Below are 16,588 nucleotides of genomic sequence, written 5' to 3'. Positions count from 1 at the left end.
ACCTCGCGGAGGAACCCTCCCTGCGTCATGATGTGACCATGGCCCCGGACGTCGACGCCCCGTTCCGCGTCTCGTTCGTCTGCAGTGGCAACATCTGCCGGTCCCCGATGGCCGGCGTCGTCTTCGCGCAGATCGCCGCGGACGCCGGGCTCGCCGAGCGCTTCCACGTCGAGTCGGCCGGCACCGGTGACTGGCACGTCGGCGAACCGGCCGACGAGCGCACGATCGCAGCCCTCGCGGCACGCGGATACGATGGCAGCAGGCATCGCGCCCGTCAGTTCGACCCGGACCGGTTCCCGGACCTCGATCTGGTGGTCGCACTCGACCGCTCCCACGAACGCGTCCTGCGATCGTGGGCACCGACCATGGACGACTCCGCCAAGGTGACGCTCCTGCTGCGGTACGACGACGCCTGGCCCCAGCAGACCGACGTGCCGGACCCGTACTACGCGGACCGGCACGAGTTCGACCGAGTGCTCTCGACCGTCGAACGGGCCTGCCGGGCGCTCTTCCACCAGCTCGAGCCGGCCGTCCGTCAGGGAGCCCCATGACCCCCCTTCCCCCGCAGCCGATCAGCCCGCTCGACGGGCGCTACTACCCGATCGTGCACACGGTGGGCGAGCACCTCTCCGAGGCCGGGCTCAACCGCGCGCGCATCGTGGTCGAGGTCGAGTGGCTGGTCTTCCTGACCGACCACGCGATGTTCACCACCTCGCCGCTCAGCGTCGACGACAAGGCCGCGCTCCGGCGCATCGTGGAGACCTTCGGCCACGACCAGATCGCCGAACTCGCCGAGATCGAGGCGACGACCCGCCACGACGTCAAGGCCGTCGAGTACTTCGTCCGCCGCCGGCTCTCGGAGCTCGGGCTGGACGCGATCGCCGAGCTGACCCACTTCGCCGCCACGAGCGAGGACGTCAACAACCTGTCGTACGCCCTGACCGTGCGCGACACCGTCGACCAGGTCTGGCTGCCGGCGTACCGTGCCGTGCTCGAGAAGCTGCGGACGCTCGCCGTCGAGCTGCGCGCCGTCCCGATGCTCTCCCACACGCACGGGCAGCCCGCGACCCCGTCGACGCTCGGCAAGGAGCTCGCGGTCGTCGTCTACCGGCTCGAGCGCGTCCTGGCCCAGATCGAGGGCGGCGAGTACCTCGGCAAGTTCTCCGGCGCGACCGGCACCTTCTCGGCCCACCTCGCCGCCGACCCCGAGGCCGACTGGCCGACGCTGTCGCGCGAGTTCGTCGAGGGCCTCGGACTCACCTGGAACCCGCTCACCACGCAGATCGAGTCGCACGACTGGCAGGCCGAGCTGTACGACCGGATCCGGCACGCCAACCGCATCCTGCACAACCTGGCGACCGACGTGTGGACCTACATCTCGATGGGGTACTTCACGCAGATCCCGGTCGCCGGTGCCACCGGGTCGTCGACGATGCCGCACAAGATCAACCCGATCAAGTTCGAGAACGCCGAGGCGAACCTCGAGATCTCGTCGGCGCTGTTCTCCACCCTGTCCGAGACCCTGGTGACGAGCCGCCTGCAGCGCGACCTGACCGACTCCACCACGCAGCGGAACATCGGCGTCGCGTTCGGGCACTCGCTGCTCGCGCTCGACAACCTGCGCCGCGGCCTGGGCGAGATCTCGGTGAACGAGGCCAAGCTCGCCGACGACCTCGACCACAACTGGGAGGTCCTCGCCGAGGCGATCCAGACGGTCATCCGTGCCGAGGTCACCGCCGGGCAGTCGAACATCGAGGACCCCTACGCGATGCTCAAGGACCTCACCCGCGGCAAGCGGGTGACCCAGCAGGACCTCATCGTGTTCGTGAACGGTCTGGACATCTCGGACGGTGCGAAGGCCCGGCTGACGAACCTGACGCCGGCGACGTACACGGGCCTGGCGGACGAGCTGGTCGACCACCTCGACGTCTGACGCTGTTCACCTGCACGATGTGAACACTGTGCTCCAAAGGGGTGCGGAATCCTCATGAAGTCGGTAGGTTCGTTCCGCTGAGCATCGTCTCAGCACGGGGGCGTCACAGAGGACGACCCCTGTCCTCTGACCGGATGGATCTCCACACCGTGCTTCGTTCCCGCATCACCGCGGCCGCCGTCGGCGCCACCGTGCTCGGCGTCACCGCTGCGCTCGTCCCCACCGTCTCCACCGCCGACGTGTCCGACGGCGCCGCTTCGGCCGTCGTCACCTGGACCGACTCGGCCGCCGACTTCACGGCGGCGCCCGAGGGCGAGTTCCCGCTGACCGACCAGTGGTACTGGGCGGCACTGTCCGACCCGACCGCCGGCGGGAAGATCACCGACTTCGCCACGCTCGACGAGGACGGCGTCTCGGTCTCCGAGGGCGAGGGCGTCGGCCTGGTCCGCGGTCTCAACAACCCGGTCGCCCCGAGCAACCTCGGCGCGCTCGTCGCCGGTGCCGGCGCCGAGACCACCGGCGCGACCACCTTCGGTCTCGCCATCCAGGAGGGCGGTGACACCAGCGCGCAGACCGTCGTCTTCGCCGCGGGCGACGGCGACGCCGGCCTCAGCGGTACCTCGACCAAGTGGATCGACCCCAGCACCGGGACCACCGAGTCGACCGCGGACCTCGCTGCAGACCTGAAGGCGGCTGACGCCGAGGTCGTCGGCTACGTCGTCTACGTCGGCATCGACATCACCGCCGAGGTCCCCGCACCGCCCGCGACCGACGAGCCGACCGAGACGCCCGCTCCGACCGAGACGCCCGCCCCGACCGAGACGCCGGCTCCGACCGAGACGCCCGTCCCGACGGACGAGCCCACGGTCGAGCCGACGGATGAGCCGACCACGGCCCCGACCACCCCGGTCGAGGAAGCCCCCGGCGGCGAGCTGAAGAGCCTCGCCTCGCCGCTCGAGTCCGACGCCCAGGCCCTCGCCGCCGACGCCAGCGGTTCGATCTCGGCCCTGCGCATCGACGACACCACGACGTACTTCACGCCGCAGCCCACCGCGGCAGCACGTCTGCTCACCACCTCCGCCACGCTGACCGAGGCCACCACCACCGGTGTCCGCGTGCAGGGCTCGGGCTTCGCCCCGAACGAGGTCGTCACCGCTGCCGTCGGCGACGCAGCCGACGCCGTCGCGATCCCCGGCGTCCAGTTCCGCGCCGACGCTGACGGCAACGTCTCCGGGACCATCGTCCTGCCCGCCGACCTCGTCGACTCGGCCGGCACCTACGTGCTCGGTCTCGTCGGCCTGTCGTCGGGGCAGACGGCCGCGACGACGCTCACCGTGACGGCTGACGCCGCCACGGCGCCGGTCGCCGTGCCGGTGCCCGGAACGGCGACCTTCACGGGCTGATCTTGCCGATCCTCCCGACCGAGCCACGGCGGCGCGCGACACTGATCGCCGCCGCCGTGGCCGTCGTCTGCGCCGGGGCGGTGGCGTTCGTCGCCTTCGGCCCCCTGTCGGCGGCCCCCGCGCCGACCCCGACACGGTCCGTCGCCGCGAGCGCGACGCCGACCCCCACGGCGACACCGGGCCCGACGCGCTCCGCAGGCCCCACCGATGCGGTCGACGCGCCCGCGAGCACGACCGTCGCGGCCGTCCGCGGTGACAGCGTGCCGGTCAGCCGTACGCCCGGCGGCGCGGCCACGACCACCCTGTCGAACCCGCAGCAGTCCGGCGCACCACTCGTCTTCCGTGTGGTCGACCAGCGGGACGGCTGGGCGCAGGTACAGCTCGCACAGCGTCCGAACGGCAGCACCGGGTGGGTCCCGACGAGCGCGGTCACCCTCACCGAGGACCCGTACGCCATCGTGGTCACCCGCGCGGAGAACACGCTCGACCTGTACAAGGACGGCAAGGTCGTCGACAGCTACCCCGTCGCGACCGGCACCGGCGGCACCCCGTCGCCGACCGGCCGCTTCGCCCTGACCGAGCTGCTCGCCCCGACGAACAGCGGCTACGGCCCGTACGCGTACGGCACGACGGCGTTCTCGGACGTCCTCAACTCGTTCGGCGGCGGCCCGGGCCAGATCGGTCTGCACGGCACCGACGACAGCTCGAGCATCGGGACCGCTGCCTCGCACGGCTGCATCCGCATGCACAACGCCGACATCAGCGCCCTGGCCGAGCTCCTGCCGCTCGGCACACCGTTCCAGGTGCGCTGAGCGCGTTTCCGCGCACGAAGCGGGTCTGCCGTGGCGCACACCCGGACTGGAGGCACGGCGTGCGCCCGGCAGTGGGCGCGACCGTCTCAGGTGGTGACGTCCAGGGCCTCGGCGACCAGCGCCTCCAGGACGGTGCGCACCACGGGGCGGACCGCACGGTCGGGGCGGACCAGCGCCTCGATCCGGCGCCCCGCACGCACGTCGGCCAGCTCGGCCAGGTGGAACCGGCCGGACGCCCGGGTGCCCGAGGTGTACCGCGGCACGAGCGCGACGCCGTGGCCCGCTGCGACCAGGTTCTCGATGACGGGCAGGTGGATCGTCCGGAAGGCGACGCTCGGCGGGGCGTCCGACGCCGCCGCCATCGCCTGCAGGACCCGGTCGATCGGGTAGCCCTCGGGCACGCCGATCCAGGTCTCGCCGACGACCTCGTCGATCCCGACCCGCTCGCGACCGGCGAGCCGGTGCCCCGGCGGCACCGCGACGTCGAGCGGTTCGCGCAGGAGCGGCACCGTCTCGACCGATCCCTGGTCCGCCAGCCGCACCCCGTCCGACCGGTGTCCGACGACGACGTCGTGGTCGGCGGCCAGGGGTGCGAACTCCCCCTCGCTGACGTCCACGTCGACGAGGGCCAACTCGATGCCGGGGTGCGCGCGCATCCGGGTGAGGACTCCGGGCAGCAGCAGTTCGGCCACCGACGGGAAGATCGCGAGGTCGACGCGGCCCGTCGCGCCACCCAGGTACTCCTGCCACGCGGCGTCGACCCGGGCGATCGCCGTGGCGACGCCGGCCGACAGGCCGGCCAGCACCTCGCCGTGGGCGGTGAGCCGGACGCCGCGTCCGATGCGCTCGACGAGCGGAACGCCCACCTGCCGCTGCAGCGTCTGCAGTTGCTGCGACACCGCGCTGGGCGTGCGGTGCGTGGCCTCGGCGACGGCGGTGACGCTGCCGCGCTCGGCGAGTTCGCGGAGGACGGCGAGCAGGTGCACGTCGAAGTCGACCATGCAGGGAGGCTACAACGTCGGTTGCGAACAATTCGCTGGTCCTACACCTTCGGAGCCACCACGATCGGAGCATGACCAACCGTGACCGCCTCCTCGCCCTGGTCGTCGCCGTCGTCTGGGGCCTGAACTTCCCCGCGACCGCGCTCGCCCTCGAGCACTTCCCGCCGTTCCTGCTCGCGGCCCTGCGGTTCACGATCCTGGCGATCCCGACGCTGCTGTTCGTGCCGCGGCCGAAGATCCCGTTCGGGCGGCTGCTGCTCGTCGGGTTCGGGCTCGGGGTGCTGCAGTTCTCGTTCCTGTACCTGAGCATGGCATCGGGGATGCCGTCCGGGCTCGCCTCGCTCGTGCTGCAGGCCTCGGCGCCGTTCACGGTGGTGCTCGCCGGCGTGTTCCTGCGCGAACGGCTCACCGGACGACAGGTCATCGGCGTGACGATCGCGGTCGCCGCCCTCGGCCTGATCGCCCTGCACCGGTCGCAGACGGCGGCCCTGCTGCCGGTGGTGCTGGCGCTGTGCGGTGCCCTCGGGTGGGCGATCGGCAACGTCGCGACACGACGAGCCGGAGCCGCGAACCCGCTGCACCTGACGCTCTGGTGGTCGGTCGTGCCGCCGATCCCGATGGCCGTGCTGTCGTTCGTGGTCGAGGGGCCGGACCGCATCGGTGCCGCACTCGGCACGGCCTTCACCGCGGACGCCCTGCCAGCGGACCTCGGCCTGCTCTACATCGTGCTGGTCGCGACCCTGGTCGGCTACGGGATCTGGTCGCGGCTGATGGCGACCTACCCGTCGAGCACGGTCGCCCCGTTCTCGATGCTCGTGCCGGTCGTCGGCGTGCTCGCATCGTGGGCGGCCTTCGGCGAGGTGCCCGACCTGGTCGAGGTGCTCGCCGGCGCCGTCGTGGTCGGGGCGGTGCTGTGGTCGTCGCGACCGGCGCGCGCGTCGCGACCGGCACGCGCGTCGGGTCCGTCGCACTCGTCGCCTTCCGAGGTCCCGGTGCCGACGCCGGTCGACGGAGTCCCGGTGCCGGTGCTCAGCCCCGGTGCTGGCGACGCTCCGCGATGATCCCGGCGAGCGCACCGCGCAGGTGCGGGTAGCGGAACTCGTAACCCGCCTGGGTCAACCGCGTCGGCACCACCCACCGGCTCTTGAGCACCAGTTCGGTCTCGGTGCGGATCGCGAAGGAGCCGACCTCGAGCATCCACCGCGGCGTCGGCAGTCCGAACCGGCGGCCCACGGCGTCGCGGATCGTCGCCATCACGGTCCGGTTGTCGGACGGGTTCGGGCTCGACACGTTCACCGGCCCCTCGAGCTCCGGGTGGTCGCGGACGAACCGGATCGAGCCGAGGACGTCGGCGATGTGCACCCAGCTGAACCGCTGTCGGCCGCGGGTCGGTCGGTGGTGGTGGTACGTCCCCGCCCGCAGCCGGGACCGGGTCGGCACCCAGGCGCCGTCGTACTGTGGCCCGCCGAGGCCCGTCTGCGCCAGCCGGAGGAGCGGCACGAGTGCGCTGCCGTCGCCGAACACGATCGCCATCCGGAGTGCCACCCGGCGGGTCGACGGCAGGTCCGCGCCGAAGAAGGCGTCCTCCCACGCGCGCGCCACCGAGACCGAGAAGCCCTCGCCGAGCTCGCCGGTCAGTTCGTCCTGTGCGCGGTCGTCGGCGTGCCGGTAGATCGTCGCGGTCGAGGCGTTCAGCCACAGCGGTGGCGGCTGCTCGGCGGTGCGGATCGCCTCGGCGAGCTCGAGCGTGGTGTCCACCCGCGAGCGCGTGATTTCGGCACGGTTCCGGCGGCCGTACCGGCAGTTGACGCTCTTGCCCGCCATGTTCACGACGAGGGCTGCACCGTCGACGAGCTCGCGGATGCGCAGGGTGTTGCCCCACACCGCGTCACCGGTCCGGCCGACCGTGACGACCTGGTAGCCCTCTTCGGTGAAGGCGTCCCGCAGGTACTGCCCCACGAACCCGCTCGCGCCCGCGATCACGACGCGGCCCTTCTGGTCGCTCATCTCATCCCCGTTCTGTGTCCGGCGCGATCTCGTACCGGAACGCCCCCTCGTACCGGTACAGCGTGCCGAGCACCGGCGCCGAGAGCACCAGGGACACGCGCTGGAGGGCCGCTTCGTCATCGAATCGTTCCATCAGCGTCACACGTGGTGACAGGGCGGCCGGGCGCGGCCCGCTCAGCGGCGACGCGCCAGCGGCGCGCGGGCCGCGCCGAGCGAGCCTGCGAGCCCGGTCACCTCGCGTCCCAGCGCACGGAACGTCACGCGCGTGGAGACCAGGCGCAGGGCGCCCGCGTCCGGCCCGTCCGCGTCGACCTCCGCCCGGAGCCGGGCGCTGACGCGCCCGTGGCGACCGAGGTGGTCGACCAGGCCGTCCGGTTCGGCGGTGATGGCGTCCACCATCGTGCGGCTGCCGGAGCGGAACCGGAAGGTGCGGTGCGCGCGGACCGCGGGGCGGGCCTCCCGTCCGGCACGACCACGACGGACGCGAGCCGGGTGGTTCTCGACCGTGAAGGGGACGTCCCGTTCCCAGACCGGGAACATGACGGAATCGCGGGCGAACCAGGCGAGGAGCGGCCAGAGCCACCGGCGCGGTGTGCCGACGACGTCGAACACCCCTTCACCACGGCCGACGTGGCCGGGCGGGATCGCGCCGAAGTACGTCGACAGTCGCGGGTGCAACCGAGCCAGCACGTCGGATGGTGTGGACAGCTCGTAGGGCGACCGGGTCACGTCCCGATCCTGGCATGTCGTCGGTGCCGATCCCTACGATGTGGCACATGGGTCACGACCACGGAGCAGGGCACTCGCACGGGCACGCGTCCGAGCGCGCACTGCTCATCGCGTTCTGCATCTCGGCGACGATCCTGCTGGCCGAGGTCGTCGGTGCCGTCGTCACGGGTTCCCTCGCGCTGCTGGTCGACGCCGGGCACATGGTCGTCGACACCGGTGGGCTCGGCATCGGACTCGTCGCGACGCGGCTCGCCCGCCGCAGCCCGACGACGCAGCGCACGTGGGGCTTCCAACGTGCCGAGGTGCTCAGCGCCACGGCGCAGGCGGCGATCCTGCTCGCGGTCGGCGTCTTCGTGATCATCTCCGCGATCCAACGGCTGTTCGTGCCCGCCGAGATCCACTCCGGACCGCTCCTCGTGTTCGGGATCATCGGCCTCGTCGGCAACCTGGTGGCCTACGGCGTGCTGCTGCGGGCCTCCGGCGAGGGCTTCACCTCGCGCGCCGCCCGGCTCGAGGTCCTCAACGACACCCTCGGCTCGGTCGCCGTCATCGCCGCCGCGGTCGTGCTCATGCTCACCGGGTGGGAGCGTGCCGACTCGGTCGCTGCGATCCTCATCGGCCTGCTCATCCTGCCGCGGGCGATCCGGCTGCTGCGCGAGACCGCGAACGTGCTGCTCGAGTCCACGCCGCCGGGGCTCGACCTCGACGACGTGCGGGGCCACATCCTCGAGCTCGAGCACGTCATCGCCGTGCACGACCTGCACGCGACCCTGGTGGCGACGGGGGTCCCGAACCTGACCGCCCACGTGGTGGTGGACGACGAGTGCTTCTCGACGGCGCACGCTCCGCGGATCCTCGACGAGCTGCAGCAGTGCGTGGCGGAGCACTTCGACGTGCCCGTGGAGCACTCGACCTTCCAGCTGGAGCCCGCGTCGCACCGGCGGCACGAGCACGAGGTGCACGCGTAGCGGTGCTGGCGGGCGTTGTGCGTGTCGACGCGGAACGACTTCGTCGACGTCGTACGACATCGGCTTCGTCGTTCGTTGCACGCGCGCACTGTTGCCGGTGCCCGGAGACGACATCCTCGACGTCGTACGACATCGAGAGTGTCGTTCGGGGTCGGCGTTCGCCCCGCCCGCGTCAGCAGTCGTCGGTGCGCGTCGGGTACGCCGTGATGACGCGGTCGGTGGTGGCGGAGACGATGACCTTCACGAACGGGTCCGCATCCGGGCGCGACCCGTCGTCGAACCGCACCGGCGCCGCGTAGCAGACCTTGCCGTCGCCGGCGTCGACCGGGAACCCCGCTCGCGGTGCGACCAGCGCCGTCTGCACGGCCGTGAGCATCGCGTCGTCCCAGTCGCGGGAGCCGTGGCCCGCGACGACCTCCTGCCAGTCGGCGGTGTGTCGCTGCCGAATGTGCTCGTAGCCCTGCGCCGACGTGCCGCACTGCAGCGTGACCCGCCCGAGCGCCGCGGTGTCGTACTGGGCGACGGCCGCCTGGGTCGTGGAGTCGCACCGCGCCAGGGTGGTGTCGCCGGGCAGGTCCGGCCCGGCGCGGGTGATCGTGACGGTGCCGTCGCCGGAGGCGGTCGCAGCGTCGCTCGGCGTCCCGGAACTCGATCCGGCGCCGATGGTCGGGTCGTCCGCGCCCTGCCGCGCCGTCAGGAACAGCCCGCCGGCGAGGAGACCGGCGGCCACCACGGCCGCGATCCCCGTGATCACGGGACGGTTGCGGTTCTGGGGCACGCGCCCAGTATGCCGGGAGTGCGACCCGCACGACGGAACAAGGTTCCGGACACGACACCGCGCGATCGCGTGCTGCGGTGTCCGGAACCTGGTTCCGGGATGCGACGGGCGGACGGGAGGCCCGCCCCGCGTCAGGCGCGCGCGGCCAGTCGGGTGCCGGCGACGACGGCCAGGACGGCGACGAGCACCACGTACCCGATCAGGACGGGCAGGGTCGGGATCACCAGGAGCGCCGCCCCGACGGCCACGACCGGCACCGTCAGCCCGGCGTACGCGATGAGGAACGTGGCCGCGAGCACCCCGCCGCGACGCTCGGGACCGACCAGGGCTCCGGCACTCGCGATGCTGGCCCGGAAGAGCAGCCCGACCCCGGCGCCCGCCACGACGCCACCGCCGATGAAGCCGGCGACCTGCAGCAGGACCGCGGCGACGGCCAGCACCGCCAGACCGCCGACCAGGAGCACCATGCCGAGTCGGATCTGCGTGCGCTGCGTCAGTCGGGCGAACACAATCTGCGAGACGGCGCTCGCGGCGAACACCCCGAAGGTCGTCGCACCGGCCGCCAGTCGGTCGGTGACGTGGAAGGTGGTGCCGAGGAACGTCGGGGCGACCGAGGTGAAGAGCCCCTGGACCGCGAGGGCCGCGAACGCTGCGGCACCGGCTGCCCAGAACGCGGCGGCCTTGCCCTCCGGCGCCTGCATGCGCTGCGGGCGGTAGCGCACACGGGTCTCGGGGCGGGCGACGGTCTCCGGCACGACGAGGACGAGCACGAAGGCCACGGTCAGCGCGACGACGAACACGACGTACGGCACCATGAGCGGCGCTCCGACGAACTCGGCGAGCGCACCCCCGACGAGGGCGCCGAGCGACAGCCCGCCGAGGTTCACGGCACCGGCGGCGACGCTCGCGCCCTTCGCCGAGTCGGACGAACCGGTCGCACGGACCCGCAGCTCACCGAGGTGGGCGGTCGCCGTGGCGGTGAGCGTGCCGACGCCGAGGCCAGTCACGAGCCGCGCGACGATCAGGCCGGTGACGTCGTTCCAGACCAGGAACAGCACGGCGGCGACGAGCTCGAGCGCGATCGACACGAGGATGAGCGGCTTCCGCCCGTGCACGTCGCTGAGGTGCCCGGCCAGGTACAGGGACCCGACGACCCCGACGCCGTACGCGGCGAAGATGATCGTGGTGGTGAACGTCGGGAAGCCGTCTCGTGCCTGGTAGATGACGTAGAGCGGTGCGGGGACGGTCGCGAAGGCCATCACCGACAGGAACGCGAAGGCGACGGCCCAGAAGCCGAAGCCGTGGCGCCGACGGGTGTGCGCTCGACGGCCACGCGGGGCCGGGACGCGGTCGCTCGCGGGAGCGGATGCAGTGGCGGGGAGAGCGCCCGTCGGGGTGTCGGTCACGGTTGACATGCTCCGATGATCGCGCGCACAACACATCGAGTCCAACGGACGCTGTTGATGCCGTCCATCGATCGGATCGATGATGGGGTGATGGAGACCCGCCTGCTCGAACAGTTCGTGACCGTCGCCGCCGAGGGCAGCGTGACCCGGGCGGCCGAGCGCCTCTGGGCGGCGCAGTCCACGGTGTCGGCCGGGATCGCCTCGCTCGAGCGGACCTTCGGCGTGCGGCTGTTCGACCGCACCGGACGGCACCTCGTCCTCACGACCGCCGGCGAGGACCTGCTCCCACACGCCCGCGCCGTGCTGGAGTCGCTCGACCGGATGCGCGACCTGGCGATCGTGGACGACGCCGACCTGCGCGGACGGGTGCGGCTCGGCATCTTCACGAGCATGGACATCGTCGACCTGACCGGCGTGCTGCAGCGGTTCCGGCGGCGGCACCCACTCGTCACCGTGGAGCTCATGACCTCGCCGTCCGGCACGACCGGGCTCGTGCAGGACCTCGTCGCCGGGCGCCTCGACCTCGCGTACACGGGGCTGCCGACGGTGCCGGCCGGTGTGGTGGTCGAACCATTGCGCGAGATGCCGTTCCGGGTCTTCACGGCGTCGGACCACCCGTTGGCGGGGCGCGCCTCGGTGTCGCTCGCCGAGCTCGCGGACGAGCCCTTCGTCGACACCGCGCACGGGTTCGGCAACCGGATCATCCTGGACGGCGCACTCGAACGGCTCGGGATCCGGCGGCGGATCGTCGCCGAGATGAACGACATGCCCGCGGTGATCCGGTTCGCTTCGGCGGGGCTGGGGGTCGGGGTCGTGCCGGACTCCGGGGTGCGGCACGACGGCGCGGTCTTCGAGCTCGAGGACGCGGTCGAACCGCTCCGCATCGGCCTGGCGATCCGCACGAGTCCGGAGCCGAACCGTGCCGTCCGGACGCTCGCGCGCGACCTCGTCGCCGCGCGCGTCGTGTGACGCGGCGCCGGTTGGTGGGTCCCACCGACGGACGGGAGGCGCGGGGCGGGTCCGCCACGGGCCTCCCGGCCGTCAGTCCCCCCAGATCGTCGCGATGAGAGCGGGCAGGAGCCCGTCGGTCGGGACGTTGGTCTGCTCGATGGTGATCCAGGTGTCACCTCGGGCGAAGTACGTGTACGCCTTCTCCACGCCGTAGGGCTCCACGATCCCGCGGGACTGGCAGAACGTCCCGCCGTCGCGCTCGGTGCACGTCCCCCCGCCGTCGTGCGCCGGGAACTCGTCGATCTCCTGCTGGATGGCGGCCTCGGTGGCGGTCCCGACCCGGACCTCGATCCCCGAGACGTCCGCGCGCGGGTCACGCCACGTGCAGGAGACCTTCGACTCGACGCCTGCCGGGTCCTGGCCGTCGGGGACCCGATCGGTTCCCGACGGCGGATCGGCCTGCGTCAACGGAGTGTCCCCGAAGAAGCGGTCGTAGTCCGCTGCCGAGACGAGCGCGCGACAGTCCGTCGGTATCGTCGCCACGTCCACCGGGGCGCTCGGGGTCGACGTCGGGGTCGGTGCGCCGGTGATCGGCGCGGAGCTCGGGGTCGTCGCGGTGGGCGAGGGCTCGGGCGCCTGCGTCTGGGTGGGCGCGGCGACCGGGGTGTCCTGCTGGGAGAGCGTCAGGGCGACGGCTCCGGTCGCGGTGCCCACGGCCAGGAGCGCCACGACACCGATGACGATGCCGGATCGGCCACGACCCCGCCTCGCCCGCGGGGTGGCGCGCTCGAGGACGTTCTGCTTCATCGAGACGAGCATGCGCTGCAGGTCGTCTCCCTCGGGAGGTTCAGTGTTCATCGTGCGTCACCACCTTCTTGAGTCGGCGTCGGCTGCGGGAGACCCGCTGCGTGACCGCTCCGACACTGAGTCCGAGCATCTCGGCGGCCTCGGCGTACGAGTACCCCTCGAGCAGGCAGAGCTCGCAGATGCGGCGGTCGATGGCGGGGAGTGCGGCGATCTCGTCGCGGACCCAGCGCAGGAGGTCACGGGCCTCGTCCTGGTCGGTGGGAGCGGCCAGGTGTTCGGGCAGCTCGTCAGCGCGCCGACGCGCCTGCTTCCGGCCGGTGTTGAAGGCGTGGTTCCGGCAGACGACGAGCAGCCACGGCAGCACGGTGTCCGCCGGGAGCTCGAGCGTCACCGCCCGCTGCCAGAGGGTCAGGAACGAGTCCTGCACGATCTCCTCGACGTCGGACCGGTCGTCGACGAGTGCCCAGGCGTACCGGGTGAGCGTGGCGGCGTAGCGGTCGAACACCCGTGCGAGCGCACCGGTGTCCCCCTGCGCGATCGCACGGACGAGTCCTTCGTCCGTGTCGGTGCCGGTCGTCACGTCCACATCCCACCTCCTTCACCCAGAGGTGTCGGCAGGATGCGCGATCCTGACAGGACCGTGGCGGAAACGTGATCCCGGGCGTGTCCGCACAGCGATGCGCGCGACGGCGCCCGCAGTGGATCAGTGGAAGTCGTCGCCCTCGCCGTCGCCGGGCGTCTTGTGCCCGCCGAGCATGTCGTTGTCGTCCTGGTCGCTGGTCGACGCGAGCTGGAGCATCGCGAGCACGACGACCACCACGATGAACGCGACGCCGAGGAAGATCACGGCCAGCTGCAGTTCCCGCGTCGAGAACAGCACGACGAGCCCGGTGAACACCGCGATGATCGCGGAGATCCCGAGGAGCTCGACCGGGCGCAGACGGTCACGACGGCTGGGGGTGGTCATGCGTGTGGTGCTCCGTCCGGGGCGACGGCCGGCGTGGCCGTGCCCCACTTGTGCGAGAGGCCGGCGATCACGTGGAAGACCGCCGTGATGGCGAGGTAGGCGCCGAGCAGGCCGACCAGGACGATCGAGGCGTCCAGCGTGCCGGTGACCTGCTCCACACCACCGAGCTGCTGCGAGTAGTCCGGCGGGGTGATGAGGAACGCGATCGCGAGCAGCAGGGTGAGTGCGCCGATCGTGGTCCAGTCCCGCGCGAAGGGGGAACGACGACGTGCCCGCAGCCCCTGTGCCAGCTCGAGGGCCCCGGTGAGCACCGCGAAGGCGACGATGACCGAGATGAACGCCGGCAGCCCGAGACCGTTGCCGGCGAACCCGGCGACGGCGGCGAGCAGGGTGATGACGGCCTGCAGCAACGTGGTGCGGCGGGACCGACCGTCGAGCGGGAGCCGCGCGACGCCCGCCCACAGGAGCACGAGTCCCTCGACCAGGGCGAAGCCGGCGAACAGCAGCAGGCCGTAGCCGGCGGCGTGGTTCGTCGAGAAGGTGATGACGAGCGCGACGACCGCGGCGGGCACGGCCCGGAGGATCGGGATCGGCCAGTACCGCGCGCGTTGGGTCGCCTCGTTCACGGTGGTGGCGTCGTCCACGGTGTCGGACACGGGACCTCTTTCAGGCATGCGGATCGTGAGATCGATCCTACCGCCGCGGTGGCAGCCGACCGACCGCCGGGGGTTCCGCAGCACTGAGGATGCTCGAATGCCCGGTGGGGTGGCGCCGCCCGAGCGACGCCACCCCGGTCGCTGGATCAGGACCGCTGCTGGTCGTCCGGCACCACCGACCGCCGTGCACGCCGACGAGCGAGCCACCAGCAGGTCGAACCGGCCGCGACGACCACCGCGGCGAGCGCGGCGAGCAGCCCGAGGTCGTCGACGCCGGTGTAGGCGAGGGCGCCGCGTGCAGCCTGCGGTCCCGCGTCGGCGACCGGGCTACGGGGATCCCGGTCGCCGTCGCCGTCGTCGCTGCGGGGCGCATCCGGCACTGTTGCCTCGTCGTCGTCGTCGGGTCCGGGCGCCGGGGACGGGGACGGGCTCGGCGCGGGCCCGTCGTCGTCCTGCTCGACGACGATCGCGACCTCGGTCGACGGGTCGCCGCCGTCCGGGTCCGTCGGGGAGGTCGCTGTGGCCACGTTCACCACGTCGGACCCGTCCCCCTGGTACTCCGGGTCGAGGACGGCACGGAGCCGGAAGTCGTGGGTCTCCCCCACGGCGAGCGCCACGTCGGACCGGCAGGTCACCCGCTGCCCCTCGGCCGTGCAGCCGTCGTCGGACCCGACGAAGCGCATCGCCTCGGGCAGGTCGTCCACCGCGCCGACCTGCTGGGCGACCGACGGTCCGCGGTTCCGTGCGGTCACGGTGTACTCCACCTCGTCGCCGGGTTCGACGGTGGACGGCGACACCGTCTTGTCCGTCTCGACGTGGGCGACGACCGGCGGCGTGGTGACGGTCGTGCTCGCCCGCGAGGTGTTGTCGGACTTGTTCGTGTCGGACAACGACGTCGGTGGTGCGATGGTGGCGACGCTCTCGACCGGCCCCTCGACGCCGTCGGCGATCCGCCCCTCGACCGTCACCACCGCCGAACCACCGCGGGGCAGGTCGAGGTCGGTCGCCACGTCGCCCTGCCCGGACGGGGTGGCGCAGCCAGAGCCCTCCGCCGCCTCGCACGTCCAGGAAGCGCCCTCGATCGTGTCCGGGACGTCCACCTGCAGCGGGCTGGGGTCGGCGGCGTTCGGTCCGGGGTTGCGCGCCGTGACGGTGTACCGGACGGGTTCCCCGGCGACGGCGGTGGCGGGCAGGTCGTGCTCGACGGACAGGTCGGCAGGCTTCCACACCCTGAGGGCGTCGACCTCGTGGTTGTTCACGTGGCTGCCGGTGGCGCCGGCGAACCCGAGGCGGAGGGTGCTCGGCAGCGGCGCCTGGTCGTCCCCGTGCAGGGGGACCGCGTCGAGCACGGTGCGCATCGTCGAACCGACCTGCAGCCGGACGGTCATCGAGAGCTCGCCGGCGTCCCCCGGCAGCAGAGTGATGCGCACCGTGCGCGGCGTCGACCCGTTCGTCACCGTGCCGCCGGGAGCGGGAGCCCCGGCGACGTACCGGTAGCCCTCGAGCCCGTTGCCGGAGCCGCGGACGACGACGTGGTCCGGCTGGGCTCCCGGTCCGGAGGCGTTGATGCGCGACGAGAAGTTGCCGTAGTGGTCGATCGCGATCCCGGCGAAGCCACCGGGCACCCCCGGCAGGTCGCACAGCCGCCCGCCGCCCTCGGTGGCCTCCTTGCGGCAGGCGTACCCGAGCCCGGCGCCGAACGACCCCACGCCCTGCGCCGCTGCACCGTCGGCGAGGTACAGCAGCAGGCCGTCGGCCCCGGGGTCGTCCTTCGCGGTGTGCATCGCGTAGGTGAACTCGATCTCGAGCCCGGTGTCCGAGGGGAACGTGTCGTTCGTCGACCAGGCGCCGGCCTGGTTGCGGACGTCCGTGGTCAGCCGGAGTCGCCCGCCGGAGACCGCGGCGTCACCGTGCAGGGCGCCGCCGGACGCACTGGAGAACTGGTTGACGTAGGGGAAGTCGAGCGTCGCCGCACTCGACCCCGTGGGCAGGATCGTCGGTGCCGCGAGCACGGCGAGCGCGGTCAGCGCGGTGCACGCCGCTGCGAGGCGACGGGCCACCCGCGACCGGGCCGGACGTGGGACGGATGCTGGAGCAGTGGGTTCTGTCATGCCCCGATCGTCGCGATCCGGGCGTCACCGGACGGCGGGCCGGAACCGATCTGTGGAAC

Annotated in this window: 18 protein-coding genes; 7 read left to right on the top strand and 11 right to left on the bottom strand. The window is 72.4% G+C overall.

The genetic code is table 11. From position 1 onward, the window contains the following. The first annotated feature begins 38 nt into the window (after positions 1-38). The 4 genes from M4960_RS17030 to M4960_RS17015 all read left to right on the top strand — a co-directional run bounded on the left by M4960_RS17030 (position 39) and on the right by M4960_RS17015 (position 4,148). Positions 39-551 (top strand): low molecular weight protein-tyrosine-phosphatase, encoded by a 513-nt coding sequence (locus M4960_RS17030; RefSeq protein WP_123293449.1) that lies wholly within the window; start codon positions 39-41, stop codon positions 549-551. Further along, complete coding sequence (purB, locus tag M4960_RS17025) at positions 548-1,933, top strand: adenylosuccinate lyase (RefSeq protein ID WP_123672158.1); 1,386 nt, start codon at positions 548-550, stop codon at positions 1,931-1,933. The genes M4960_RS17030 and purB overlap by 4 nt, the downstream gene beginning before the upstream one ends. A gap of 134 nt (positions 1,934-2,067) precedes the next feature. Next, positions 2,068-3,336 carry a hypothetical protein gene (locus M4960_RS17020; RefSeq protein WP_248704906.1) on the top strand — a complete coding sequence of 423 codons (1,269 nt, stop codon included), beginning with the start codon at positions 2,068-2,070 and terminating at the stop codon, positions 3,334-3,336. A gap of 2 nt (positions 3,337-3,338) precedes the next feature. Continuing rightward, positions 3,339-4,148 carry a L,D-transpeptidase family protein gene (locus M4960_RS17015; RefSeq protein WP_243692355.1) on the top strand — a complete coding sequence of 270 codons (810 nt, stop codon included), beginning with the start codon at positions 3,339-3,341 and terminating at the stop codon, positions 4,146-4,148. A gap of 86 nt (positions 4,149-4,234) precedes the next feature. Here the strand turns inward: M4960_RS17015 and M4960_RS17010 are convergent, their stop codons facing one another. Continuing rightward, complete coding sequence (locus tag M4960_RS17010; protein ID WP_248704905.1) at positions 4,235-5,149, bottom strand: LysR family transcriptional regulator; 915 nt, start codon at positions 5,147-5,149, stop codon at positions 4,235-4,237. 71 nt (positions 5,150-5,220) lie between these two features. On the opposite strand from M4960_RS17010, the gene M4960_RS17005 reads away from it, so the two are divergent. Further along, positions 5,221-6,210 carry an EamA family transporter gene (locus M4960_RS17005; protein WP_248704904.1) on the top strand — a complete coding sequence of 330 codons (990 nt, stop codon included), beginning with the start codon at positions 5,221-5,223 and terminating at the stop codon, positions 6,208-6,210. Here M4960_RS17005 and M4960_RS17000 read toward each other — a convergent pair. The 3 genes from M4960_RS17000 to M4960_RS16995 are packed head-to-tail and all read right to left on the bottom strand — an operon-like array spanning position 6,179 to position 7,885. After that, a complete protein-coding gene (locus M4960_RS17000; protein WP_248704903.1) occupies positions 6,179-7,156 on the bottom strand; it encodes an epimerase in 978 nt (325 codons plus the stop codon). The two genes, M4960_RS17005 and M4960_RS17000, sit on opposite strands and share 32 nt — an antisense overlap. Before the next feature lies 1 nt (position 7,157). Further along, the gene (locus M4960_RS19490; protein ID WP_374203002.1) at positions 7,158-7,289 is read right to left on the bottom strand and encodes a hypothetical protein; all 132 of its coding nucleotides are present in this window, start codon (positions 7,287-7,289) and stop codon (positions 7,158-7,160) included. 41 nt (positions 7,290-7,330) lie between these two features. Continuing rightward, positions 7,331-7,885 carry a DUF4166 domain-containing protein gene (locus M4960_RS16995; protein WP_308222026.1) on the bottom strand — a complete coding sequence of 185 codons (555 nt, stop codon included), beginning with the start codon at positions 7,883-7,885 and terminating at the stop codon, positions 7,331-7,333. A gap of 47 nt (positions 7,886-7,932) precedes the next feature. Here M4960_RS16995 and M4960_RS16990 point away from each other — a divergent pair, with 47 nt between their 5' ends. Beyond that, on the top strand, positions 7,933-8,853 hold the full coding sequence (locus tag M4960_RS16990; RefSeq protein WP_248704902.1) for a cation diffusion facilitator family transporter: 921 nt from the start codon (positions 7,933-7,935) through the stop codon (positions 8,851-8,853). 172 nt (positions 8,854-9,025) lie between these two features. On the opposite strand, the gene M4960_RS16985 is transcribed toward M4960_RS16990, so the two are convergent. Both M4960_RS16985 and M4960_RS16980 read right to left on the bottom strand, forming a co-directional pair. After that, entirely contained in the window at positions 9,026-9,631 is a 606-nt protein-coding gene (locus M4960_RS16985; protein WP_248704901.1) for a hypothetical protein, read from the bottom strand. Between the two features lie 131 nt (positions 9,632-9,762). Next, complete coding sequence (locus tag M4960_RS16980) at positions 9,763-11,046, bottom strand: MFS transporter (RefSeq protein WP_248704900.1); 1,284 nt, start codon at positions 11,044-11,046, stop codon at positions 9,763-9,765. A gap of 81 nt (positions 11,047-11,127) precedes the next feature. Here M4960_RS16980 and M4960_RS16975 point away from each other — a divergent pair, with 81 nt between their 5' ends. Beyond that, positions 11,128-12,006, top strand: a complete 879-nt coding sequence (locus M4960_RS16975) for a LysR family transcriptional regulator (RefSeq protein WP_248704899.1) — start codon at positions 11,128-11,130, stop codon at positions 12,004-12,006. A gap of 72 nt (positions 12,007-12,078) precedes the next feature. Here M4960_RS16975 and M4960_RS16970 read toward each other — a convergent pair whose 3' ends face one another. The 5 genes from M4960_RS16970 to M4960_RS16950 all read right to left on the bottom strand — a co-directional run bounded on the left by M4960_RS16970 (position 12,079) and on the right by M4960_RS16950 (position 16,529). Next, positions 12,079-12,846, bottom strand: a complete 768-nt coding sequence (locus M4960_RS16970) for a hypothetical protein (protein ID WP_173169955.1) — start codon at positions 12,844-12,846, stop codon at positions 12,079-12,081. After that, positions 12,836-13,375 carry an RNA polymerase sigma factor gene (locus M4960_RS16965; RefSeq protein ID WP_173169957.1) on the bottom strand — a complete coding sequence of 180 codons (540 nt, stop codon included), beginning with the start codon at positions 13,373-13,375 and terminating at the stop codon, positions 12,836-12,838. Before M4960_RS16965 ends, M4960_RS16970 begins: the two co-directional genes overlap by 11 nt. Before the next feature lie 123 nt (positions 13,376-13,498). Beyond that, positions 13,499-13,762, bottom strand: coding sequence for a hypothetical protein (locus tag M4960_RS16960; RefSeq protein ID WP_111086912.1), 264 nt, complete (start codon positions 13,760-13,762; stop codon positions 13,499-13,501). Beyond that, positions 13,759-14,418, bottom strand: coding sequence for a DUF308 domain-containing protein (locus M4960_RS16955; RefSeq protein WP_123293438.1), 660 nt, complete (start codon positions 14,416-14,418; stop codon positions 13,759-13,761). Before M4960_RS16955 ends, M4960_RS16960 begins: the two co-directional genes overlap by 4 nt. 146 nt (positions 14,419-14,564) lie before the next feature. Next, a complete protein-coding gene (locus M4960_RS16950) occupies positions 14,565-16,529 on the bottom strand; it encodes a hypothetical protein (RefSeq protein WP_248704898.1) in 1,965 nt (654 codons plus the stop codon). Positions 16,530-16,588 lie beyond the last annotated feature (59 nt).

Origin of the sequence: Curtobacterium sp. MWU13-2055 (assembly GCF_023242305.1) — a bacterium.
GTDB lineage: Bacteria > Actinomycetota > Actinomycetes > Actinomycetales > Microbacteriaceae > Curtobacterium.
This window is presented reverse-complemented; position numbering and strand designations above follow the sequence as displayed.

Coding starts and splice junctions, on each gene's coding strand:
- M4960_RS19490 (WP_374203002.1), bottom strand. CDS start 7,289: ATGGAACGATTCGATGACGAAGCGGCCCTCCAGCGCGTGTCCCTGGTG.
- M4960_RS17005 (WP_248704904.1), top strand. CDS start 5,221: ATGACCAACCGTGACCGCCTCCTCGCCCTGGTCGTCGCCGTCGTCTGG.
- M4960_RS17030 (WP_123293449.1), top strand. CDS start 39: ATGGCCCCGGACGTCGACGCCCCGTTCCGCGTCTCGTTCGTCTGCAGT.
- M4960_RS17000 (WP_248704903.1), bottom strand. CDS start 7,156: ATGAGCGACCAGAAGGGCCGCGTCGTGATCGCGGGCGCGAGCGGGTTC.
- M4960_RS16975 (WP_248704899.1), top strand. CDS start 11,128: ATGGAGACCCGCCTGCTCGAACAGTTCGTGACCGTCGCCGCCGAGGGC.
- M4960_RS16970 (WP_173169955.1), bottom strand. CDS start 12,846: ATGAACACTGAACCTCCCGAGGGAGACGACCTGCAGCGCATGCTCGTC.
- M4960_RS16990 (WP_248704902.1), top strand. CDS start 7,933: ATGGGTCACGACCACGGAGCAGGGCACTCGCACGGGCACGCGTCCGAG.
- M4960_RS16980 (WP_248704900.1), bottom strand. CDS start 11,046: ATGTCAACCGTGACCGACACCCCGACGGGCGCTCTCCCCGCCACTGCA.
- M4960_RS16950 (WP_248704898.1), bottom strand. CDS start 16,529: ATGACAGAACCCACTGCTCCAGCATCCGTCCCACGTCCGGCCCGGTCG.
- purB (WP_123672158.1), top strand. CDS start 548: ATGACCCCCCTTCCCCCGCAGCCGATCAGCCCGCTCGACGGGCGCTAC.
- M4960_RS16960 (WP_111086912.1), bottom strand. CDS start 13,762: ATGACCACCCCCAGCCGTCGTGACCGTCTGCGCCCGGTCGAGCTCCTC.
- M4960_RS17010 (WP_248704905.1), bottom strand. CDS start 5,149: ATGGTCGACTTCGACGTGCACCTGCTCGCCGTCCTCCGCGAACTCGCC.
- M4960_RS17020 (WP_248704906.1), top strand. CDS start 2,068: ATGGATCTCCACACCGTGCTTCGTTCCCGCATCACCGCGGCCGCCGTC.